Genomic DNA, 23,253 nt, shown 5'->3' with positions numbered 1-23,253 from the left:
CGGCCTAATGCGGAGGAATGCGATGCAAATAGACGATGGCGCAAACAAGCGATGTGGACAACTCTTCCGCGACACGCCGACGATGTGGATAAGTCCGAGCGTTCGACCACATGACCCGGAACCGCGAGACTTTCCCCGAGCGGATAGGCACACTGGAATTACCGGCGCAACCAGCCGGATTCTTGAAAGACACACGAGAAAGGAACGATCATGGATACGCAAATCCCTGTCAATGCTGATGGTCAGGCGGGCATCTTCCAATATGCCAGAGGCCAGGCGAGCAGATTGATGGACACGATGAAGCGGGAGGCGTGCCTGCTTGATGCCAAAGTGCGGACTATGGGCAGCGAGGCGGATGAAGGAGCGGCCACTGCTGAATATGCAGTCGTGCTGGTGGCCGCAACCGGGTTCGCTGCGCTGCTGGTGGCATTGCTCAAATCGGATGTCACCAGGACACTGCTGAGCAATATCGTGAAAAAGTCGCTGAGCGTGTGATGAATGCGATGAGCCGGGCATCGCTGCGCAGGCATGGGGTCCGTGCCTGGCCGCGTATCGGCAGACGTATCGCAGGGCCATGTGATCAAGGAGCCGTCACCGCAGAGTTCGCGGTGATGCTTCCTGCGGTCATCGTCATGGCGGTTGTGCTCATGTCGCTTGCCCGGGCTGTGACCGTGTCGATGGATTGCCAAGATACAGCGGCTTCGATCGCCAGAGAGCTTGTCGTCACCGACGGCGAGGCCGATGCGTCAGCGCTTGTGCAGGCAATGGGCGCTAGCGCTTCGGTGTCGGTGGCGCGCGGCGGAGGAACCTATGCGGTAAGCGTGCAGTGCCCGGTTCTGCCCGACCCATTTGGCGTCTTGCCGACTCGCATTCGTGCGACTTCGACAGGAATAGTCCAATGAGCGCCGCAGAGAATGATGGCATCACAGCGAATAACATCACAGTGAAGGGCATCACCGCGAACAGTGCGACAGTGAATGGCGCTGCTGTGAACGATGTGGCAGCGAACGTCGTGAGCCGGACAAAGGACTATGTTCGTCGCTGTCCGCACGGCAGCGACCCGGGCGTGGGAACGATGGCAGGGGTGGCTTTGGTCATGGCTGCGGCTGTGCTGCTGTCCGTTCTGGCGATGGTAGGCAACGTGTTCATCTGGCGGGCGCGGGCCGTGGCAGCTGCGGATCTTGCCGCAGTCTCCGCCGCCACGGTGCTGTGGGAGAGCAGCGCAGACCCCTGCGGAACCGCGCAAACGGTTGCTCGCTCGCACAAGGGAAACCTGGAATCATGCAAGGTCGATGGGGACATCGTGGCAGTCGGCGTCTCGGTTCGCACTGCGGTGCCGTTGATTCCCCGGGTGACGAGTTCGGCGCGTGCCGGGCCGATTGAATGCTCGTAGGCGATGTTGTGCAGCAGCTGTCACGTTGTCATTGGTCAGTTGCGCATGTGCTTTAACCGGCTACGCATGGGCCAGACGTGGCCTGAACGCAAAGGAGGGTTGTGAGACTGGACTGTGAAATACGCCGCAAAGCCTCGTGAAACGTTGGTGCGTGCAGGGGATTTTCGTTATCGTTGCCCCTGTGAGTATTGCGAGAGCGGTTGTGGCGATGGTGGGCAATCCCGCCGCGAACAATGGGAACGGCGCCAGAGCCAACGAACTGGTGCTTGGACTCCTGAAACAGGAAGGAGAATGGTATGGCTTTGATGTCGTGGATCTGACTGGCTCCGACTACGAGGACTCGGTGACGAGAATACAAGACCGGCTCAGCGGCATCGATGGCGGTTTTGATGACCTCGTCGTGGTCGGCGGTGACGGCATGGTCGCCCTCGGGGTGAACGCGCTCGCAGGGACGACAATGCCGCTGGGAATCGTCGCTATGGGATCCGGCAATGACTTCGCGCGTGGTCTGGGTCTGCCAGTGAATCGGGCGCAGGCTGCGGTTCATGGGATTGCCGGCGCAATCGTCAACGGCACGCATCGGGACATAGATATGGGTGTGATTTCGTCGACTGCTGCAACACCTGACCGACTGTTCGCCGGGATGCTGTCCTGCGGGCTCGATGCGAGCATCAATGACCGTGCGAACCAATCGTCGCTGCCCTATGGGAAGCTGCGCTATTTCGCTGCAGTGCTCAACGAGGTCAGGAATATACGGAGCTATGGCTACCACGTGCGGGTGGTTTCGGAAGACGGGAGCGTGGACGAGTGTGATATCGCCAGTCCGCTGCTGACCATCGCCAACTCGCGTCATGTTGGCGGCGGCATCGAACTGTCACCGAACTCGTTGTTCGACGACGGCCTGCTCGACCTGATCTGGCTGAACCAGGTTCCGACCTTCACGCAGATCGTGCATGCGATATCGAAGGCCTATACCGGAGGGCTGCTCGGCACCGGGCTGTTCGACTGGCAGCGGGTGCGCAGCGTCGACATCGGCGAGTCGCCTGAGGGTGAGACACCGCCGGTGCTGATGGCAGACGGCGAATGCGTCGGAAGGCTGCCGGTGTCGGTCAGGGTCAGTGCTCGTTCGATGCGGCTGCTGGTGCCGCCTGCGGTGCTCGGTCGAAGCTGACCGTTGCCTTTCGTGCCATGAACGCTGCGCGTGCTGCATAAGGTGCGTAGTGCTTAGCACGCGGTGCATGGTGCATGGTGCGCAGCGCACGATGCGTGTCAGCATAAGGTGCATGGAGCATGATGCATGGTGACGCAGGGTATATGTGCATGATGTGTGACGCCGCATAGTACGTGGCGCGTGATGCGACACCTGGCGTATAGCGACACGTAATACGTACTGACACGTGGTACGTGTCGAAACGTGGCGCATACCGAAGCGCGAACTACCGTGGCAGATCGTGGCATATTGCAGCCGTTATGGCACCAAGATAGTCGGGTGCAGGTAGGTTAGGAGGCGCGAGCAGACGCTGCGGATGCGAAGACCGTGGCGGCAAAACAGACGATGCTGGCAATGCGACGATATGGCATCAGCTAGGCGCGAAGGACGAGCAGACCCGGCGGCGGATTGTAATCTGTAAGTCGGATGAGATACGGGCATAAGCGTGCGTAAGGGGGCAGATATGGCGTTGGCGTTATACCGCAGGTACAGGCCGGACACCTTTGACGGGGTGATCGGCCAGACACAGGTCACGGTGCCGTTGTCGCGTGCGCTTGACGAGGGCAAGCTGACCCATGCCTATCTGTTCTCGGGGCCGCGTGGATGCGGCAAGACGAGTTCGGCCCGCATCCTCGCACGCTGCATCAACTGCGAACAGGGCCCGACTTCGCATCCGTGCGGCGAGTGCGCAAGCTGCAGGGATTTGGCGACCGGCGGCCCGGGATCCATCGACGTGGTGGAGATCGATGCGGCCAGCCACAACGGCGTTGACGACGCGCGCGAGCTGCGTGAGCGCGCCGCATTCGCCCCCGCGCGGGATCGCTACAAGATTTTCATCCTCGACGAGGCCCATATGGTGACGCAGCAGGGGTTCAACGCCCTGCTCAAAATCGTGGAGGAGCCTCCGGAGCATGTGATGTTCATCTTCGCGACCACCGAGCCGGAGAAGGTGATCGGTACGATTCGCTCGCGCACCCACCACTATCCCTTCCGCCTCGTCCCCACGGAGATCATGGGACCATATTTGCAGCAGATCTGCGAAAAGGAGCAGATCAAGGCCGAGCCCGGCGTGCTCAAGCTTGCTATGCGGGCTGGCGGCGGTTCGGTGCGTGATACGCTCTCTGTGCTCGACCAGCTGATGGTCGGTTCGGTGGGCGGCGTCATCGCGCAGGATTCGGCTGTCGCGCTGCTGGGCTTCACGCCTGACGCGCTGATCGGCGAGGCGATTGACGCCGTTATCGAGCGCGATGGCGAAAAGCTGTATGGCGTCGTGCAGAAGGTCGTGGTCGGCGGCTTCGACCCTCGTCGCTTCGTCGAGGATCTGCTGTCGCGCGTGCGTGATCTTCTGGTGTTGACCTTGGGCGGCGAACGTGCGGAAAGCGTTCTTGGCGACGATTCTGCAGCCGAGGATATGGACCATCTGCATCGTCAGGCTGAGGCGCTTGGTCTTGGCACGCTCAGTGGCATGGCTGAAACCATCAACTCTGCGCTCAGCGCCATGACCGGTGCCGTGTCGCCACGCATGCGCCTGGAACTGCTGGCGGCGCGTCTGCTAGCAGGTCGCGACCCCGAAACGGCGACAGCCATGCCTGCGCAGCAGAGTTCCACTGCGGATATGGCGGGTATCGTCCAGCGCCAGCCTTCGGGCCGTGCGGCGACTCCGGCGAGCCGTGGCGGTTTCGCAGGGGCGAATCGGCGGACGGCGCAGCAGCCATCCGGTGGTGCCGCGACGTCGTCTGCTCCTGCGTCGGTTGGGCAGACACATAATGATGCAGCGGCGAACGTGGGCACGAACGCAGGGATGGCGCGCTCTGCTGCAAGGGCGCAATCTGTAGGAGCATCGTCTGCAGAGGTATCGAACGACGCGACGCCTGCTGCGACACCGAATGGCACGGTGTCGAACAGTGCGCTGTCGAATGACGCAACACCGTCTGTGATGTCGAATGCAGCAGCGCAGCATGCGTCGGCGGGAGTCCGAGCCGCATCGAATGGACGTGGAGCCGGCGCTATGGATGGCGACTCGGCCCAACACGCATCATATGCGGCAACACCGGCCGCCGAGCCTGTTGCAGCGCCAATGGCATCGTCTTCCGGCTCGTCTCCCGTTGCACCGAATGCGTCGGTGCAACATGCGGCGCAGGGAGCTGCCGCTGCTGACTCAGCGGTTGACTCAGTGGTTGACGGTTCAGCGGCACCGGCGCAGGAGGACCGTCGCAGCGTCGATGAGCGTTGGGATGCTGCCGTTGCCGCACTGCCGTCCGATGTCCGCGAATATGTCACCCGTGACAAGGTCGTGCGTGTTGCGCTGGCCTCGAATGCCGCTGGCAAACAGCGGGTATCGATGACCTTCGACTGCCCGCTCAGCCAGCACGCCTTCGCCTTGGCTGTTTCCTCCGATGAGGCGCATCGCGGGCATAAGGCGTCGAAGGTCGTGCTTGCGGCTGTGCGCAAGGTGTTCGGTGCGAACACGATGATTGCGCCGGCACCAGTCGCTGCCAATGGCGACAAGGTCGAGCCGACTTCGCGCATGAGCGGCGAGCAGCTCGCCCAGGTGAAGCAGCAGATTGCGCTGGCCAAGGCCGGTCTTGCTGCCGCTGGTCTCGCCGTCCACATCGGCGCGCATGCGCCGGCGCAGTCCAAGGAGCCTCGGACCGGTGCCGCAGATGGACAGCAAGACGCCGACGACCCGGTTCATCGAGTCAGCGGGGCGCTCCTAGGCGAAACGGGCAATAGCGCAGATTCTGGCAATCAGGAAGCGCCGTCTTACCTAGGGGTCAACGGCCAGGAAAAGCTTGACGCATCGGATGGCCTTAATAATCGCGGCGAACTGAGCAACTCGAGAAATTCCTTCAGCCCAGCGAGTCCCGATGCTGCACGGACACCCGATGACTCGGAACGATCAATGAGCTTGGGGAAACTCGGCAATCGCAGTGATTCGACTGGCAGCCTGAGCGGCGAGGACCATAAAAACGGAATGGCCCACGATGCTGGCCGCGATGACGACAACGCTGACCCGTGGGCGCAGCCGGCGCAAGAGCCGAGCGCGACGGCATCCGCTGCGGCCTTCGTTGCTGCGGCAGGTGCAGATGCTGCGGATACCGGGGAATCGGAAGGAGCCCGGCATCACAAGCAGGTTTCGGTTCCCGATACAAGCGATGGCATCGACCCGTGGGCCGTGTCGTCCCTTCCGAACGCTGCGGCCAGCGGCACGACCGACAGCGCAGCCGTTCATACGCTCGCCAAGGTAACCAGCAACGTGACCAGCAGCGCGGCCGACAATGCCCATGACAATGCATACGAGCCGGCTGTGCATGCAGGCGAGACCTCGTCAGCAGCTTCGAGGGGTAACCCATCAGCGAATCCAGCCATGCAGGATCAATCCGACCCTTGGCAAATCGAAGTGCATAGCGTCGCGGACGGAAGCAGCGACAGCAACGCGGCGAACGGCGAACAGGGGTCAAGGATTGGGCGGGGTGCCGTGCAGTCAGCGCACCAGCCACAATCAATACGCCAGTCACAGTCAGCACGGCAACAGGTGATGCGGCAGTCGCAGCAGCCGCAGCAAGAACGCTCGGCGCAACCAGTGTCGGCCGGAGCGCCGGAGCACGCGCAGGTCGCGCCGGAGGATGACGAATACTCGCTGAACGACGAATCGCTCGGCGCCGCGAGCGCGATGAGCATGGATGAGCTCGCGCAGCTGTTCGAGGTGAAGCGCGTCGAAGATTTTGCCGTCGACGACCCGCACAATCCGAAGAACATCCAACCGCCCAGCAAATCCAGCAAGCACCAGGAAGGCTGACGAAAACCTATGGCATTGGCTTATGACGGCGCGATACAGCGCCTGATCGATGCATTCGCGCATCTTCCCGGCATCGGGCCCAAGGGCGCGCAGCGCATCGCCTTCTACCTGCTGTCGGCGAGCGAGGAGGAGAGCCGCGACCTCGCCGAGGCAATCAGCGAAGTCAAAGAGAAGGTGCGGTTCTGCGACATCTGCGGCAATGTGTGCGAGACGAGCCCGTGCCCGATATGCGCCGATCCGCGGCGCGACCATAGCCTCATCTGCGTGGTAGAGGAGCCCAAGGACGTCATGAGCATCGAGCGTACGCGGGAGTATCGCGGTACCTACCATGTGCTGGGCGGGGCCATCAACCCTATGGCCAACGTCGGGCCGAACGACCTGAACATCCCCAAGCTGCTCGACCGGCTCAAAACCGACGAAGTCAAGGAGATCATCCTCGCCCTTGACCCCAACATCGAAGGCGAAGCCACCACGACCTACCTCAGCAGACTGCTGTCCCCGCTGGGCATCCTGGTGACCCGGCTCGCCAGCGGCTTGCCCGTCGGCAGCGACCTGGAATATGCCGACGAGATCACGCTCGGACGTGCACTCGCCGGTCGTCGCGAGGCGTAGCTGCAAAGTCATAGAGCTGCAAAGTCGCAGAACCACAGAGCCGCAGAACTACAAGGCAAATAGCGCACATATGCATAATGCGGCGCACTGCAACATCGCTACAACGTCAACGCAAAAAACACCAACAATGGCGCAAAACGGCCCGCATAGCGGCCACCGCGATGCGCAACTGCTTCGCCTGCGGGTATAATCGCCCTGTTTGCGTAGAATAAACGCAGCGAATCGACGAAACAAGGATTGGACAGTCGTGGCTCTTATCGTGCAGAAATACGGCGGCTCATCGGTCGCCGACACCGATTCGATCAAGCGTGTCGCCAAACGCATCGTCGAAACGAAGCGGGCGGGCAATGATGTGGCGGTTGTGGTCTCGGCGATGGGGGATACCACCGACGACCTCATCGACCAGGCGATGAGCATTGATTCGAACCCTCCGGCGCGCGAGATGGACATGCTCATGACAGCAGGCGAGCGCATTTCGATGAGTCTGCTGGCGATGGCCATTCACGCCGAAGGCTCGAAGGCGCGTTCCTTCACCGGCTCGCAGGCGGGCTTCATGACCGACGCGAAGTTCGGCACCGCGCATATCAAGGCCGTGCGCCCCGCGCGCTTGCGCAAGGCGATGGAAGAGGGCTGCGTGGCGATTGCCGCAGGCTTCCAAGGCGTGAGCGAGATAGGCGATGCGACGACACTGGGCCGCGGCGGCTCCGACACGTCGGCGGTGGCGCTCGCGGTGGCGCTGGGCGCGGACGTATGCGAGATATACACAGACGTTGATGGCGTCTTCACTGCGGATCCACGCATCGTGCCCACAGCGCGGCGCATTCCGTCAATCGATTACGAATCGATTCTGGAAATGACCTCCTGCGGATCGAAGGTGCTGGCATTGCGTTGCGTCGAATACGCGCAGCGCTTCGGCATGCCCCTGCATGTGCGCAGCTCCTTCTCGCACCGCAGCGGCACCGTGATCGTGCCGGACGGCGTCGACCCGCGCAGTCTGCCGAATCTGAGCTGAATGCGGCCGGGTCTATCGCCAGGGCATCATGGTCCGGGCGCGGCACAGCGGCACAGATAGTTCCTATGACAATGATTTTCAAGACAATCCAGCAGTTACCCCAACACGGCATGCTTCGAACCGAGAAGGCAGGATTATGACCAACAACATGAACGTCTCGATGGGCGATCTCTTTCCCGACCTCGACCCTGAGGCCCCGGTGATCTCCGGCGTGGCGCACGACCGCAGCGAGTCCCTGGTGACCGTGCGTGCCATGCCTGACGAACCGGGCATGGCGGCACGCGTCTTCAGCACGCTCGCCGAGGCCGGCGTGAACATCGACATGATCGTGCAGGCCAGCGCTTCGACCGGCACGGCGGATATCTCCTTCACCGTGCCCGGCTCTGCCGCCAAGCGCGTGCAGGAGGTGCTGGAAGACAAGCACGAGGAGCTGGGCTACCAGTCCTTCGATGTGAACTCCTCCGTCGGCAAGGTGGCGGTCGTGGGCGTGGGCATGAAAACGCATTCCGGCCTCGCCGCGAAGTTCTTCAACGCGCTCAGTGAGCATGGCATCAACGTGATGATGATCTCGACCTCCGAGATCCGCATTGCCGCCCTGGTGCCTCTCGATGATCTGGACGAGGCGGTCAAGGCGCTGCATACTGCCTATGGCCTGGACGCTGAGCGGATTGAAGCCGTGGTGTACGGCGGCACTGGCCGCTGAATAGCGCCAAAGCGCAATAATGTACACTGTAGCGCTGTAGCGCTGTAGCGGCGCAATGACATAGCGTCCAATGACGCATCGTCCAATGACACAGCGTCATAGTGGCATGGTGTAGTAGTGACACAGTGCAGCAGCGACACAACGCAGTCGCCGAACCGCCGGACAGCAGCTTGCCGCGCGTGTTGTTGTCGGCGCGATGTGGGCAATATAGAGGCATACGCAAAATGTTTCGCCGAAAATCCGAGGCAGACCGGCGAGACCGGCGAACGTCTGCATATGCAGGTGCATGCGAATCGTGGTCGTGCGAGTCGCAAGCACCTGCGGATTGCAGCGCTTGCGTAGTATAGGGCGGAAAGCAAGAAGGAGTCGATCTCAAATGGTGCAGATACACGAACGTGGCGTGAACGTGGCAGTGCTGGGGGCGACCGGCCAGGTGGGCATGGTCATGCGCCGTGTGCTCGACGAACGTGACTTCCCGGTGCGCGACCTGCGTTTCCTCGCATCAGCGCACTCCGCCGGTACGACGCTCACATGGCGCGGCGTCGACATCCCGGTTGAGGACGTCGAGAAGGCTGATCTTTCGGGCATCGACATCGCCATATTCTCTGCGGGCGGCGGCACTTCGAAGATCTGGGCGCCGCGCTTCGCTGAAGCGGGTGCGTACGTGGTCGACAACTCCTCGCAATGGCGCATGCATGATGACGTGCCGCTGGTCGTGGCTGAGGCCAATCCCGACGATCTGGACGATATCCCGAGCCGCATCGTGGCCAACCCCAACTGCACGACGATGGCCTGCATCCCGGTCCTGAAAGCGCTTGACACGCATTTCGGCCTGAAGCGGCTTATCGTAAGCTCGTATCAGGCGGTTTCCGGTGCAGGTCGCGCCGGAGTCGAGCAGCTGATGAACGAGGCCGCCGCCGCAATCGAGCAGGGCGCCGACAAGCTCGCGTTCGACGGCTCGGCCATTGACTTCCCCGAGCCGACCAAGGTCGTGCGCACCATCGCGTTCAACGCCGTGCCTTTCATCGGTGCCATCGTCGATGACGGCTCCGAGGAGACCGACGAGGAGCAGAAGCTGCGCAACGAAAGCCGCAAGATCCTGCATCTGCCGAACCTCGCCGCATCCTGCACCTGCGTGCGCGTCGGCATCTTCACCGCCCACGGCATGAGCGTCAACGCCGAATTCGAGCGCGACGTAACCCCCGATATGGCCCGTGAGGTGCTCGCTACCGCTCCGGCCGTCGAGCTGGATGACATCCCCACCCCACAGCTGGCCGCAGGCAAGGACCCCAGCTATGTAGGACGCATCCGTCAGGATCAGGCGGTGGACGGCAAGAAGGGCCTCGCCTTCTTCATCGCCAACGACAATCTGCGCAAGGGCGCTGCCCTGAACGCCGTCGAGCTGGCCGAGATCATCGCCCACAAGCATTTCGCCGAGCAGCTATAAGGCTTGCAGCGCAAGCGCACTGGCAGGGCATGACTCCCGGCGATTGGCGTGCCATACTAGAGCTATGTCGAAGGCATCTGAAGAAGCGCAAAAACAGCTCGACCGCATCGTGGCTCTGGGCTACCCGGACGTGGCCGATATGAGCTCGGCGGCGTTCCGGGCCCTCGCCCGCCCGCTGATCACCGCGCTCGAACGCAGCGATTTGGGCACGAACATCCTGCTGGTGCCTACGCATGAGCTGGTTTCTCCCGAATCGCTGATCGCACGTACCAGCATCAACCGTATGGCCGGCTTCACGACCATGCCGCCGCGCGACATCGCCAGTTTCCTGCCGCAGGATGGCTTCGAACCGCCCGAAGGGCCCTTCTACCTCGTTGTGGATCCGCACACTGGCACGGCTTATATCAATCGCGAGCCCGATGTGGCGCGCAAGCTCATCGACACCGACGAGCGCCTGCCGCTGACTATCGGCGAAGGGCTGGCGATAGCCACCCAGCATCCTGACTGGCTGGTGAAGAAGAACGGCTTCAACCTGCTCGGCTCGCGCAGCACCGATGGCCGCGTGCCCAGCATATGGATGAGCCAGAACGCGCCTCGGCTCGGTGCCGTCTGGCCCAATTCGCGCCACACCTGGCTTGGCAACGCCTACTGTGCCGCACGTCGTGGCGTCTCGCTATTTTTGTAAGGCTGCGAAGGGCAGCGAGCAAAGGGCAGCGAACGGTGCTCTCGGCTCCACTGCCAAGCACTGTCAATACGTACTGTCAATAAGCACCGTCAATACGCACCGCCAACAGCCTGCCAGTACCCAGCTACTGCCGCCTATCCGCAATCGCTTGCGCATAGACCGCTTCGACTTCGTCGGCCACAGTCCGCACATCGTAGCGTGCGAGTAATTCCGCCTGCCGCTCATGCATGCTCGCAGCCCACGGGGCGTCAGTCAACGCTCGCGCGATGCTGCGTGCCAGCTCGCCCGCCCGACGCTGCGGGTCGATGGTGAACAGCGCATCGTCGTCATCGCGCAGCGTGGACCGGTAGCCGGGATTGTCGCCAGCGAGCACTACGCGTGCTCCGGCGGCTATCGCCTCCACGAGCACGATGCCGAATGATTCGCCTCCCGTCGAAGGGAAGACCGCCGCATCCGCGCTCGCCAGCAGCGCCGGCTTGTCGCGCTCATTGACGAATCCGGGGAATGCAACCGGTGTGCGCAGTCGTGCGGCTGTGGCCCGGCATTCCTCCAACAGCGGCCCGGCCCCGGCGAGCGTCACATGCATGCCCGGCGGGAAGATGCCCTGACGTTCGCCCCAGTCCAATGCCTCAAGCAGAATGCCGGCTCCCTTGCGGCTGACGAAGCGCCCGACGAACACCACATGCGGCCCCTCGCCGTGGAATTGTGCGATGCATGCCGCACCCGCCTGAGCGCGCGCCGCCACATAAGCCTGCACATCGACCGGATTCGCGATGACGCGGCTTTCGACATGCGCGGTATGCCGTGCGTAGGAGGCCGCCACGGGAGACACTGCCACCACCTCGTCGATGCGCCGGTGCGTGCGCTGGTTAATCATACCCAAAGCCTTGCCGCCGTAATACGCGGCCATCGATGTGGGCGCGATATGATACGTGGCGACCACGCCCGCCGTCTGCGGCGCCAGCGCAAGAACGCGCCCGGCGAGCAACGGGCTGTATGGCGCCTGCACATGCAGAATGTCGTAGTTCCCTTCGTGCAGCGTCCTACGAATCTGCGCGCGGCTGGATGCGACAGGCACGCGCATGCGGTTGCCGTTGAACGACACCATCACGTTCTTGGACAGCGAGTGCGTGTCCGGCATCGGCGAATGCTCGCTTTCCCCTACCAAGTACTCGACATGATGCCCGCGCCGCGCCAGCTCGCGCCCGAGCGTGACGATATGCTGCTGGACACCGTCGTGGACGTCGAGCGTGTCGTCGAAGACAAAAGCTATGCGCACCTGTTCCAACCTGCCTTGATTCCGCCCGCCGCCAGCGGGTCATATACATTCGTGATGCGGACGGCGATCCGCATCACGCCAGTCTACTCGCGTCCAACATGCAGCCCAAAGCACTGGGGTAGGTCGTGGGTACACTGAGGCAGGTGCGTGCATGTTACGGGCACGTTAACGATTCGCATCGGACTTCGGCGCGGATTCTACAGGCAGTACATGCTTCCATGCGGAAGTCGTGATACAGAAGAAAGAAGGAGGAGTGATGGGTCAGGATCAATCATCAGTATTTGATCTCGCGGCACAAGCCGCAAAGTCCAATGGGGGGAACAACGACCTGCTGCTGCCTCCTCGCAGATTCATCGGAGCGCCGCAGAAGCCGAGCGCCATGCCCTACACCAAGTACGTGGCTTATAACAAGCAGATTCCCTTCGACTATCCTGAGCGCACCTGGCCGGGCAAGACCCTGCAGCGTGCGCCGCGCTGGGCTTCGGTCGACCTGCGCGATGGCAATCAGGCGCTGGTCAACCCGATGGATCCGGAGCGCAAACTGCGCTTCTGGAACATGCTCGTCTCGATGGGCTTCAAGGAGATCGAGGTCGGTTTCCCGAGTGCTTCGGAGACGGATTACGATTTCATCCGCATGCTTATCGAGCGCGAGCTCATCCCCGAGGACGTGACCATCATCGTGCTCACTCAGGCGCGCGAGCACCTGATTCGCAAGACTTACGAGTGCCTGCGGGGTGCGCGCCGCGCCGTCGTGCATTTCTACAATTCGGTTTCCGTGCTGCAGCGCGAGGTCGTGTTCCGCAAGGACAAGGCGGGCATCAAGAGGCTCGCCACCGATGCGGCCACCTTGTGCAAGGAGCTTGAGGCCGAGGTGGGCGACACCGAGCTGTATTACGAGTATTCGCCGGAGTCGTTCACCGGCACCGAGCCCGAATACGCGGCTGAGGTGTGCAATGCGGTGACCGACGTCATCAAGCCCACGCCCGAGCACAAGATCATCTTCAACCTGCCAGCCACGGTGGAGATGACCACGCCGAACGTCTTCGCCGATGAGATGGAATACATGTCCAACCATCTGCAGGATCGCGACTGCGTCGTGCTTTCCGTGCATCCGCACAACGACGAGGGCATGGCCGTGGCCGCCACTGAGCTGGCGCTGCTCGCCGGCGTCGACCGCGTCGAGGGCTGCCTGCTGGGCAACGGCGAGCGCACCGGCAACGTCGACCTGGTGACTTTGGGCCTCAACCTGCTCACGCAGGGCATTGACCCGCAGATCGACTACTCGAATGTGCCCGAGATCCGCAAAACGGTCGAATACTGCAACCAGATCAAGATTTCGGAGCGCCATCCCTACGCCGGCAACTTCGTGTTCACGGCATTTTCTGGGTCGCATCAGGATGCGATCAAAAAGGGCTTGGATGCGCGTGAAATGGCCGCGCAGCGCGCTGGAGCGGAGCTTGACAGCTTCGTGTGGCTCGTGCCGTATCTGCCAATCGACCCCAAGGACATCGGCGGCACCTACGAGGCCATCATCCGCGTCAACTCGCAGTCCGGCAAGGGCGGCATGGCCTACCTGCTCAAGACCAACCACAACTTCGACCTGCCCAAGCGGCTGCAGGTGGAGTTCGACAAGGTCGTGCAGGCCTACGCGGATCGCACCAAGAAGGAAGTCAAGGACGCCGATATCTGGCATCTCTTCAAGGACGAGTACCTGCCGGTCGAGGACGGCGGCGTGACCGCTGCGGCGGAGGTCATGGGCGACGGCGGCGATGCGACCCTCAAGCAGTGGGGCCGCCTCAAGCTGCTCAAGGTCACTTCGTCCTCGGGCGAGGATGGTTCGGACACCGTCATCAAGGTGCGCATCCTCGATCGTGGCGCCACGCCTGACGCGACGCCGGTTGAGCGCGAGATATCCGGCCTGGGTAACGGCCCGCTCGCGGCCTTCCTCAACGCGATTCGCACGCTGGGCATTACCGTCTCGATCATGGACTACGCCGAGCACGCCATGACCGCCGGCTCCGAAGCCCTGGCCGCCTCCTATGTGGAGTGCCAGATCGGCGAGGAGGCTGACACCAAGATCATCTGGGGCGTTGGCGTGGATTCCTCCATCACCACCAGCTCCCTGAAGGCGATCATCTCCGCCATCAATCGCTCGCAGCGCTGAGCCAAGGCGGCAGCGGTTAAGAGGCTGATCAGTTGAGAGGCTAAGCGGCATACGAACGATTACGCCAGTAGGGCAGGAAAGCCATGGTGCGCTTTCCTGCCCTATTTGTATTTGGTTCCAGACAGCCAAGACGTCATTGCGATTCGCCGAACATGTGTATAGTGCCGTCCTGCAGGTTAATCCGGGCATAGAACTGTAATGTCAGGTCTCCTTCCGAGCGCGTTTTCGGGCGGCTACGACATCGTCGATATTCGCATAATACGGTTGGGAGAAAAGGGCGTCGAAGTCGTTCTCGCATCCTAGGGCGAAGGCTATGCCGATCAGTCCGGTCAGCGAGATTTCGTGGCGCTGCTCGAAACGCCTGAGCGACCCGAGGCTTACTCCGGATTTCTGTGCAAGTTCGGTCTGGGAGAGTTTGTGTTCCTTGCGTCGTGCCACCATGCGATCGGCAATCGCAGCAGCAATATCACCGGGCATTATCTCATCCAATAATGAAAACATACTCATATATTAGTATTTATATGAAAATAAGGCAATAATTACTCATATATTAATATAAAATGATAAGACCGTCGGACCGATGCGGCGAAGTGCGGGCAATGGGTGGAAAGAGATGAGTGGAGGGCAACGAATAGAAGACGATGAGTGATTGGGCAGGGGACCCATTATTTGGTTCTCAAGAAATCATGCATATGCGCTGTGCAATCAGCAGCTGCGCATGCCACCACGTGCACCCATTCCTTATAACCGCTGATAACTAAAGGCTATAGCCGCGCCGCTGCGGCGAATTCGATCGATGCATATATTGAGTGTCTGGCGATACCATAATCGCGAAAAGAAACAGTTCCGCAAGGGTCCAGCACGAGCAGCACATCAGGCACGGGTATCAAGCACAGGCTTGAGAGTGTGAGCAGGCGTATATGAAGCCCTTTGCATAGACATGCGTCTTTCGCGAACCCGTCGTCGAAATTCAACCGAAGCGAGGCAAGGCAATGAAATATGCGGTGATCGGCGCGGGTGGCATGGGCGTGCAATACGGCGTGCTGCTGCAGGAATTCGCCGGCAAGCAGGTGGACTTCATCGATGCCTGGGAGCCCAATGTGACCGCGATTCGCAAACAGGGCGGCGTCTACGTCTCCCAGGATGACGAAAACCGCCATCTGGTGCCGATCAAGGTCTTCTATCCGGAAGAGTACGACGGCGACCCGGACGTTTGGATCATCTTCCTCAAGCAGCATCAGCTCGAAGGCATGCTCAAGCGCTGCGCGCATCTGTTCCGCCCCGGCCAAGTCGTGTTCTCGGCGATGAATGGATACGGGCATTTCGAGAAGATCGCACAGTATTTCCCGGACGACCATATCTACGGCGGCACGGCGCTGATCGGCGCGTTCGTGTACGGCCCAGGCGATGTGAACTTCACTGGCGGAGCGCATTCCAAGGCGATGAGCATGTGCGCCTACGACGGCCATGTGAGCGACGTAGAACATGAGCTGCATGACGATTTCGCGGCGGCCACGCTGAACCCGACCATCGCCGACGACTTCATGGGCATGTGCATGGCCAAGATCGTGTTCAACTCGGTGCTTAACACCCTGTGCACGATGTATCAGATTCGCTTCGGCCAATTCGAATCGCATCCTGCCGCGCGCTGGATGACCGAGCAGCTGGTGAACGAGGCCTACACCGCCGCCGAACATGCGGGGCTCACGCTGCTGGGCACGCGCGAGTCGGAGGTCGAGACCATACTGCACACAGCCGGCGTGGCGCACCCGTTGCACTACCCGTCGATGTACCAGGATCTGACGCGATGCCGCCCCACGGAAGTCGATTACATCAACGGCTACATCGCCAAAATCGGCCGCGAGCACGGCTACGTCTGCACTCTGCACGAATTCCTGACCCAGGAGCTGCATCTGGCCGAGCACGCCTACGCTATCCATCATCCCGAGCTGGCCGGCGAGGCCGCCTGATTTCGAGCGGAATGCAGCGGGTTGGCCGCGAATCGGTCGGCTGGCGCAGGACAGATACAACCAAACGGTTTCAGTCAGTAGCTCGGAAATATTCCAACCATCAACCAGCGTCAGCCGGCCAGCAGCCGTCACGACGCCAACCATCAACGTAAGGATCACATCATGTCCATCTTCACCACGAATAACCGGAATCGCGACGCACGCCGCCACTCCTCCCGAGTCGTCGTCAACGCCAAGCGCATCGCCGCTGCAGCGCTCGCCATGATCACGCTGGCGTCCGCAGCAGCCTGCGGCAGCGCCTCCAGCGATAATCTCAGCAGCGCTCCGAAGAAGAGCCAGACCACTAAGATCGTCGTCGGCGTATGCCCCGGTCCTTACGGCGATATGGTCAACAAGGTCATCGCGCCGCTGCTCAAGGACGACGGCTACGAGCTGAGCACGAAGCTGTTCAACGACTATGTCCAGCCCAACAAGGCGCTGGCATCGGGCAGCCTGCAGGCCAACCTGTTCCAGCACAGCAACTATCTCAATAAATTCAAGGCCGACAACAACCTCGCCCTGACCCCGCTGGGCCAAGTGCCGACGCTGGGCCTGGGCATCTATTCGCACAAGTACAAGTCGGTCAGCGAGATCAAGGACGGCTCCACCGTCTCGATCGCCAGCGACGGCAGCAACCTCGCGCGCTCGCTCGGCGTGCTTGAGCAGCAGAAGCTCGTGACGCTCAAGGGCAACGTGGACCCGACCAAGGCCACCGTCAACGACATCGCCACGAACCCGAAGAACCTGGTCATCAAGCCGCTGGACGCCGCCCAGCTCGCGCGCTCGCTGAGCACCGTCGACGTGAGCCTGGTTCCCGGCAACTTCGCCTGGGCCGCAGGGCTCAAGCCCAAGGAGGCGCTGGCGATGGAGAAGCAGTCCGAAGGCGTGATCAACATATTCGTGGTCAACACCAAGGATGCCAACAGCGATTTCGGCAAGAAGACCAAGGCGCTGCTGGTGAGCGACAAGTTCAAGAAGGCGATCGCCAACAGCGAGTTCGCCGACTTCGGCAAGCCGACGACTTGGTGATTGCACTGTGATGACCGCATAGCCTTGACCGTCGCTCCGGATGCAGCATTGCGCCGGGGCGGCGGTTTCGGTTTCGGCGGTTTTCGGCGGTTTCGGTTTACAGGGATACGGGACAATACATAGCGGCACGATAGGCGGCATAACAGCTGCGAACAATGCGAGGCAGGGCATAAGGCATGGCAATCATCGAACTGAAGGATGTGTCCGTCACCTTTCATGAGGGCGACCGCACCATCGAAGCGGTCAGACAGGTCGATCTCAGCGTCAGCAAGGGCGAGATTTTCGGCATTGTGGGATTCTCCGGCGCGGGCAAAAGCACGCTGGTGCGGACCATCAACCTGTTGGAGCGGCCCACCTCAGGGCAGGTGCTGCTTGACGGGCATGACATCACGCAGGCGAAGGGTAGTGCGCTGCGCGATGTGCGCAAACGCATCGGTTTCATCTTCCAGTCGTTCAATCTGATTGGCAATGTGAGCGTAGGCAGGAATATCGAATTCGCGCTCAAGGCGGGCAATTGCCCGAAGCGCGAATGGAGCGCCCGCGTCGCGCAGCTGCTCGCTCTTGTCGGGCTGGAAAGCAAGGCCGACAGCTACCCGTCCAGTCTGTCTGGCGGCCAGCAGCAGCGCGTCTCCATCGCCCGCGCCCTGGCCAACAACCCGGAGATACTGCTGTGCGACGAGGCTACCAGCGCCCTGGATTTGGAGACGACCGGCGAAATCCTCGGCCTGCTGCAGCGCATCAATCGCGAGCTGGGCATCACCATTGTGTTCATCACCCATCAGCTCGACGTGGCCAAGCAGATATTCGACCATGTCGCGGTGATGGAGGAGGGCCACATCGTCGAGCAGGGCGAGACCTTCGATATCTTCGGCGCGCCGCAGCATCCCACCACCCGCGCGCTGGTCGAGCGGTATCTGGGCGTCGCGGTGCCGCCGCAGCTCGTGCCTTCGCTGCCTGACGGCACGATCGTCGAGCTGCGCTACAAGGGCGAGGATGCGCTTGAGCCGCTGATCAGCGCGGTGGCCCGACGCTACGATGTGGCAATCAACGTGCTGCATGCGAATGTGGAATACTTCGGCGCGCAGGCCATCGGCGTGCTGCTGGTGCTGGTTTCCGGACCGGACGACGCGCTGCGCGCTGCGCTTGAGACGCTGCGCTCGCGGGTGTTCGGATTCCGCGAGCTTGACCGGGAATCCATAGGGCAAGTCGATGCCGGCGATTCCGCATCGCTGAGTGCCAGCGAAAACGATAAAGAAGGGAAGTCCCGAGCATGAACGATACCATTGATATCCTGCGCACCAATCTTGGCAAGGCGCTGACCGACACCGCCTACATGGTCGCGGTCTCCACGGTTATCGGCGTGGTTCTGGGAACGCTGGTGGCGCTGCTGCTGTACGTGACCAGAAACCGGCTGTTCCTGCCGAATCGCACGCTGAACGCGGTCGTCGGCGTCATCGTCAACGCCATCCGTTCGCTGCCGTTCCTGATTCTCATGGTCGTGCTCATCCCGGTGGTCCAGCTGCTCATCGGCGACCCTTACACGCCCACCGGCGGTGCCATATCGCTCTCCATCGCCGCCGTGCCCTTCTTCGCCCGCGTCGCGGAAAGCGCGTTCAGCGAGGTCGACTCGGGATTGCTGGAAGCCGCCGTCTCCACCGGTGCGACTATGCGGCAGATCATCGTAGGCGCGGTGTTTCCGCAGGCGCTGCCGTCATTCATCCGCGGCGTAGTACTCACGATTATCTCGCTGATCGGCTATTCGGCCATGGTCGGCACGATCGGCGCGGGCGGCATCGGCGACATGGCCATACAATACGGCTACAATCGCTATGAGACCGGCGTTCTGGTGGCGATTGTCGTCATCCTGATCGTGCTGGTGCAGCTCATCCAATGGGCGGGTGACGCCCTCACCCGGCGCGTCACGCACTGATTACGGCCAGCGTTGATTGCAGCCGGCACTGATTACGGCTGGCATAGAGGCATAGAAAGGATTGCTCATATGGTTTCATCTGTGGTTTCGTCCGGGGCGCCAACATCGCAGGTCTGCCCGGTTCCCTTTGCTCCGATAGCAGAATCCATACCGCCCAACGTGTTCGCGGTTATGGATGGCAAAGTCGCCAAGGCGGTCGCGCAGGGGGCGGACGTAATCGACCTAGCGAAAGGCAATCCGGACGCCTACCCGGCGCAGTTCATCCGGGACGAGGCCAAGCGGGCCGTGGACGATCCGCTCAACGCCCGGTACACGTCCTTCGACGGCAAGCCGGCGTTCCTCGAGGCGGCGGCCAAGTGGTACCAGCGCGAACACGGCGTGTCGCTCGACTGGCCGACGCAATTATTCGCTGTCGAAGGAGCCGTCGACGCGCTCGCGGGATTGTATGCGATTCTCATCGAACCGGGCGATGCGGTGGCCTTCGCAGACCCGTACTACCCTTCGTATCATTGCATGGCGCGCATGTGCCGCGCCGAAGAGGTGCTGCTGCCGGCACGCGAGAATCTTGGCTTCCTGCCCGATTTGGATGCCGTACCCGATGAGACCTGGGACCGCGTCAAACTGCTGGTATTGAACTATCCGAATAATCCCACCGGTGCGCAGGCCCCGCTTGAGTTCCTGCAGCACGCGGTCGAGCTGGCCAGGCAGCACCGTTTCGTCATCGTGCACGACTACGCCTACTGTGGGCTTGGCGTGGGCGGCTCCGGCCCCGACGCCCAGCAGCACAGCATTCTCGAGGTTCCGGGAGCGTGCGATGTGGCGATCGAGGTGTGCTCGCTGTCGAAGATGTACGCCATGGCCGGCTGGCGCGCCGGATTCGTCGCCGGCAACACGGCCATCGTCGACCGCCTGAAGCATTACCACTATCAGATGGGCTCCATGATAACCGGCAGCGTGCAGGACGCCGGCACGGTCGCGCTAGACAGCGACCAGAGCTGCGTGGCCGAGCTGGCCGATCTCTATGCCCGCAGGCGCAGCATCGTGGCCGAAGGACTCGAGCAGGCAGGACTGCGCGTCTTCGATTCGCCCGGCGGCATCTACGTATGGGCGAAGGTTCCGGGCGATTGGAGCGGCGACCGTATGGCCGACTACCTGCTGGACAAGGCGCAGGTCGCGGTCCTCCCCGGCTCCTGCTTTGGCACCGTCGGCCTCGACTACGTCCGTCTCAGCCTCCTCAAGCCCCAAGAGCAGCTGCAGCAAGCCGTCGAGCGGATTGGCAAGGTGCTGGGATAGCGCTAGGGTTACTGCCCGTTCTGCCCTTGTCCCGAGCCAGCAGCATCCCGCTGCGAGTCGCCTGATGCGTCGTTCCGTTTGTTGCCAGTTGCTGGCGACGAGCTTGGCGTCGTCGGCACCGGCACGGTCTGCGAAGGTTTAGGCGTCTGCGTCGGCTGAGGGTTGGCTGGCGTCTGGGTCTGCGTGCCCTGACTGGTGCCAGTGTTTGGTGATGTGCTCGGCTGCGTCTGCCCGGAGTCGGATTTGGGCGTGGTCCCGTATCCGTACTTGTACTGCGAAATTCCGCCCCCGGTGCCCCAAGTGCCGTTCGGACCGCCGATCTTGCCGGTGTCAGTAGCGACGGGGAATGCCTGATTGGGCGTATCTGCCAAGGCCTGCTCCATGTACTTCGTGAACATGTGCACGGGGTAGTCGCTGCCGCCGCTGTAGATGCCGAAGGGCGAAATCGGCTGCGGATTGCCCTTCTGGTCGGGGTACCATATGGCGAATACGCTGACCGTGTTCGGCGTGAACCCGACGAAGCTGCCGGCCGTCGCGTCGTTCGCGGTGCCGGATTTGCCGGCCATCGTCTTGCCCACGGCCAGTGCCTCGGTGGCGGTGCCGTACTGCACGGTGCCGGTCATGGCTTTGGTGACCAGCGCGGCGTTGTTCGCTGTGAAGGCCCGCTGCGTCGCGGTGGGGGCCTGATACATGCTCTTGCCGTTCGCGTCGGTCACCTTGGACACGATGTGCAGGGTGGGCTTGTTGCCCTGGTTGGCGATTGTGGCGTAGGCCTGCGCGATGTCCTGCACATGCACGGCGTCATTGCCCAGCACGGTGAAGGGGTTGTCTCCCTTGACGAGACTAGAGCTGATGCCTGCGGCGTTCGCTGTCTGCGCCACCTTCTTGACGCCGACATCCTGCTGCAGATCCATGTACACCGTGTTCACCGAATTCGCCGTGGCGCTGTACATGTTGACGTATCCGAAGCTCTGGTTGCCGAAGTTCTGTACCGGGCTGGCGATGCCGGGGAAGCTGCGCGGCGAATTGCCGTTGAAGCTCGTGTTCAGGCTCATGCCTTCCTGCACGGCCGCCAGCAGCGCGAACGGCTTCATCGTGGAGCCGGGTTCGTAGGTCGCCTGCGTGGCGTTGTTCAGCTGCTTGGCCAGATAGTCGTCGCCGGCGTACAGCGAGATGATGGACCCGTCCTTGGGATTGACCGACATGGCACCGGTCTGCAGACCCTGCGGCACGATGCCATTGCCGTCCTGCGACGGGCTCGCCACCTGGAACATGAGGTCCTGCTTGGGCTTGTCGATGGTGGTGACAATCTTGTAGCCGCCGGTGTCCAGCTCCTCTTTGGTGAAGGTCTTGTTTTTGGTGAGCTCCGCGCGCACCATTTCCAGCAGATAGCCCTTCGGCCCGCCGTAGGTGTTCTGCTGGGTGGTCTGCGCGGTCTGCGGGAACTGCGCGGCCGCCGCGTCCTGGCTGCTGATATGGCCATCTTCCTTCATGATGGCGATCACGCGCTCGAAGCGGGTCTGCGCCTGCTTCGGGTTCTCGGCCGGATCCCAGTTGCTAGGGGAGGGGATGATGCCGGCCAGCATGGCGGCCTCGGAGAGAGTCAGGTCCTTCGCGTCCTTATTGAAGTAGGCCTCGGCCGCGGCTTGGATGCCGTAGGCGCCGCGCCCCAGATAGATCGTGTTCATGTAGTTGCACAGCACTTCGTCTTTGCTTTGCGTCTGCGTGATCTTGACCGCCAGTATGGCCTGACGCAGCTTGGCGGCATAGCTTGAGGTCACGGTTTCGCCCATGTAGTACTGCTTGACGTACTGCTGGGTGATGGTGGACCCGCCCTGACGTGAGCTGGTGGTGATGTTGCTCAGGAAGGCACGTCCGATGCCTTTGAAATCGATGCCTTTGTCGGTATAGAAGGAGCGGTTCTCCGACGAGACGATGGCCTGGCCCACGTATTTGGGCAGCGCATCGCAGCTGATGATCTCGCGGTTCTGCTGCGCGAAGGAGCCGAGCTCGGTGGTGCCGTCCGCATAGTAGACCGTGGTTTTGGACGATATCGCGACCTTATCGGCCTGCGGTATGTCGGTGGTTATGTAGAGGTAGGCGAATACGGCGATGCCGGCCAGCAGCAGCGCACCCGCTATGATGAGCAGCCACTTCAGCACACGGCGGACAGGATGTCGTGGCTTGCTCTTGCGCGGCTTACGCCCTTGGGCATGGTGCGACCCGTTGGAGTTGCGATGCGATCCCGGATTCGGTGATGCGCCGCCGTGCGACCCTGTCGATCCCCGTGCCGGGGTGCCGTTGGTCCGCGATGAAACGCTGCGAGTCTGAGAAGCCATGCCCACCACCGTAACGGCATCCCCTGAAAAATACATGCCTGTCAGCGGAATTCTCGCAAATCTTCGCAAATGACGCTGCCGGCATGACACGCTTAGGAATTTCACGGTATATAGGGGGCTGTAGGTGGCGACTCAGCACTTAAATAGCGAATCCAGCAATGCTTCTCCAAGTTGGGCGCTATGCTTAAATGTTGGAATGCGCAACGCGCTACATATATAAAGAGGAGTTAATATGAGCATTCGCGTAGCAATCGCCGGCGTAGGCAACTGCGCCTCGTCGCTGGTGCAGGGCGTCGAATATTACAAGGATACTGCCGATGATGACAAGATCCCCGGACTGATGCACAAC

The 23,253-nt window shown here is 61.7% G+C and carries 19 protein-coding genes and 1 pseudogene; 17 read left to right on the top strand and 3 right to left on the bottom strand.

All coding sequences use genetic code 11. From position 1 onward, the window contains the following. Positions 1 to 210 precede the first annotated feature (210 nt). The 10 genes from DDF78_RS11095 to DDF78_RS11050 all read left to right on the top strand — a co-directional run bounded on the left by DDF78_RS11095 (position 211) and on the right by DDF78_RS11050 (position 10,861). Entirely contained in the window at positions 211 to 495 is a 285-nt protein-coding gene (locus DDF78_RS11095; RefSeq protein ID WP_152581805.1) for a DUF4244 domain-containing protein, read from the top strand. 8 nt (positions 496 to 503) lie between these two features. Further along, on the top strand, positions 504 to 902 hold the full coding sequence (locus DDF78_RS11090; RefSeq protein ID WP_152581806.1) for a TadE/TadG family type IV pilus assembly protein: 399 nt from the start codon (positions 504 to 506) through the stop codon (positions 900 to 902). Beyond that, positions 899 to 1,393 carry an Rv3654c family TadE-like protein gene (locus DDF78_RS11085; protein ID WP_152581807.1) on the top strand — a complete coding sequence of 165 codons (495 nt, stop codon included), beginning with the start codon at positions 899 to 901 and terminating at the stop codon, positions 1,391 to 1,393. Before DDF78_RS11090 ends, DDF78_RS11085 begins: the two co-directional genes overlap by 4 nt. 181 nt (positions 1,394 to 1,574) lie before the next feature. Continuing rightward, positions 1,575 to 2,564, top strand: a complete 990-nt coding sequence (locus DDF78_RS11080) for a diacylglycerol/lipid kinase family protein (RefSeq protein WP_152581808.1) — start codon at positions 1,575 to 1,577, stop codon at positions 2,562 to 2,564. 502 nt (positions 2,565 to 3,066) lie between these two features. After that, on the top strand, positions 3,067 to 6,402 hold the full coding sequence (locus DDF78_RS11075) for a DNA polymerase III subunit gamma and tau (RefSeq protein ID WP_152581809.1): 3,336 nt from the start codon (positions 3,067 to 3,069) through the stop codon (positions 6,400 to 6,402). A gap of 9 nt (positions 6,403 to 6,411) precedes the next feature. Then, on the top strand, positions 6,412 to 7,014 hold the full coding sequence (gene recR / locus DDF78_RS11070) for a recombination mediator RecR (RefSeq protein WP_152581810.1): 603 nt from the start codon (positions 6,412 to 6,414) through the stop codon (positions 7,012 to 7,014). A gap of 247 nt (positions 7,015 to 7,261) precedes the next feature. Beyond that, a complete protein-coding gene (locus DDF78_RS11065; RefSeq protein ID WP_152581811.1) occupies positions 7,262 to 8,026 on the top strand; it encodes an aspartate kinase in 765 nt (254 codons plus the stop codon). A 136-nt stretch (positions 8,027 to 8,162) separates the two neighbouring features. Next, the gene (locus DDF78_RS11060) at positions 8,163 to 8,729 is read left to right on the top strand and encodes an ACT domain-containing protein (RefSeq protein WP_152581812.1); all 567 of its coding nucleotides are present in this window, start codon (positions 8,163 to 8,165) and stop codon (positions 8,727 to 8,729) included. Between the two features lie 376 nt (positions 8,730 to 9,105). Continuing rightward, the gene (locus DDF78_RS11055) at positions 9,106 to 10,176 is read left to right on the top strand and encodes an aspartate-semialdehyde dehydrogenase (RefSeq protein ID WP_152581813.1); all 1,071 of its coding nucleotides are present in this window, start codon (positions 9,106 to 9,108) and stop codon (positions 10,174 to 10,176) included. Between the two features lie 64 nt (positions 10,177 to 10,240). Further along, positions 10,241 to 10,861, top strand: coding sequence for a DUF5701 family protein (locus DDF78_RS11050; RefSeq protein ID WP_152581814.1), 621 nt, complete (start codon positions 10,241 to 10,243; stop codon positions 10,859 to 10,861). Positions 10,862 to 10,985: 124 nt separating this feature from the next. Here the strand turns inward: DDF78_RS11050 and DDF78_RS11045 are convergent, their stop codons facing one another. After that, the gene (locus tag DDF78_RS11045; RefSeq protein ID WP_152581815.1) at positions 10,986 to 12,140 is read right to left on the bottom strand and encodes a glycosyltransferase family 4 protein; all 1,155 of its coding nucleotides are present in this window, start codon (positions 12,138 to 12,140) and stop codon (positions 10,986 to 10,988) included. Positions 12,141 to 12,396: 256 nt separating this feature from the next. Between DDF78_RS11045 and leuA the strand changes: the two genes are divergently transcribed. After that, on the top strand, positions 12,397 to 14,304 hold the full coding sequence (gene leuA / locus DDF78_RS11040; protein WP_152581816.1) for a 2-isopropylmalate synthase: 1,908 nt from the start codon (positions 12,397 to 12,399) through the stop codon (positions 14,302 to 14,304). Positions 14,305 to 14,505: 201 nt separating this feature from the next. Here the strand turns inward: leuA and DDF78_RS11035 are convergent, their stop codons facing one another. Further along, complete coding sequence (locus DDF78_RS11035; protein ID WP_152581817.1) at positions 14,506 to 14,781, bottom strand: helix-turn-helix domain-containing protein; 276 nt, start codon at positions 14,779 to 14,781, stop codon at positions 14,506 to 14,508. Between the two features lie 515 nt (positions 14,782 to 15,296). Between DDF78_RS11035 and DDF78_RS11030 the strand changes: the two genes are divergently transcribed. The 5 genes from DDF78_RS11030 to DDF78_RS11010 all read left to right on the top strand — a co-directional run bounded on the left by DDF78_RS11030 (position 15,297) and on the right by DDF78_RS11010 (position 20,565). Further along, positions 15,297 to 16,274: a ketopantoate reductase family protein gene (locus DDF78_RS11030; RefSeq protein ID WP_152581818.1), complete on the top strand. Its 978-nt coding sequence runs from the start codon at positions 15,297 to 15,299 to the stop codon at positions 16,272 to 16,274. A gap of 261 nt (positions 16,275 to 16,535) precedes the next feature. Then, entirely contained in the window at positions 16,536 to 17,342 is an 807-nt protein-coding gene (locus tag DDF78_RS11025; RefSeq protein ID WP_237564665.1) for a MetQ/NlpA family ABC transporter substrate-binding protein, read from the top strand. A gap of 176 nt (positions 17,343 to 17,518) precedes the next feature. Next, entirely contained in the window at positions 17,519 to 18,616 is a 1,098-nt protein-coding gene (locus DDF78_RS11020; protein WP_152581820.1) for a methionine ABC transporter ATP-binding protein, read from the top strand. After that, positions 18,613 to 19,272, top strand: a complete 660-nt coding sequence (locus DDF78_RS11015; protein WP_152581821.1) for a methionine ABC transporter permease — start codon at positions 18,613 to 18,615, stop codon at positions 19,270 to 19,272. Before DDF78_RS11020 ends, DDF78_RS11015 begins: the two co-directional genes overlap by 4 nt. A 69-nt stretch (positions 19,273 to 19,341) precedes the next feature. Beyond that, positions 19,342 to 20,565 carry a pyridoxal phosphate-dependent aminotransferase gene (locus DDF78_RS11010; protein WP_152581822.1) on the top strand — a complete coding sequence of 408 codons (1,224 nt, stop codon included), beginning with the start codon at positions 19,342 to 19,344 and terminating at the stop codon, positions 20,563 to 20,565. Between the two features lie 8 nt (positions 20,566 to 20,573). Here the strand turns inward: DDF78_RS11010 and DDF78_RS11005 are convergent, their stop codons facing one another. Continuing rightward, on the bottom strand, positions 20,574 to 22,904 hold the full coding sequence (locus tag DDF78_RS11005; protein ID WP_152581823.1) for a transglycosylase domain-containing protein: 2,331 nt from the start codon (positions 22,902 to 22,904) through the stop codon (positions 20,574 to 20,576). Positions 22,905 to 23,136: 232 nt separating this feature from the next. On the opposite strand from DDF78_RS11005, the pseudogene DDF78_RS11000 reads away from it, so the two are divergent. Continuing rightward, positions 23,137 to 23,253: pseudogene (locus DDF78_RS11000) on the top strand (inositol-3-phosphate synthase); the annotation flags it as partial.

The organism is Bifidobacterium tibiigranuli, from assembly GCF_009371885.1.
Taxonomy (GTDB): domain Bacteria; phylum Actinomycetota; class Actinomycetes; order Actinomycetales; family Bifidobacteriaceae; genus Bifidobacterium; species Bifidobacterium tibiigranuli.
The sequence above is the reverse complement of the archived record's forward strand: the minus strand, read 5'-3'. Positions and strand labels throughout refer to the sequence as shown.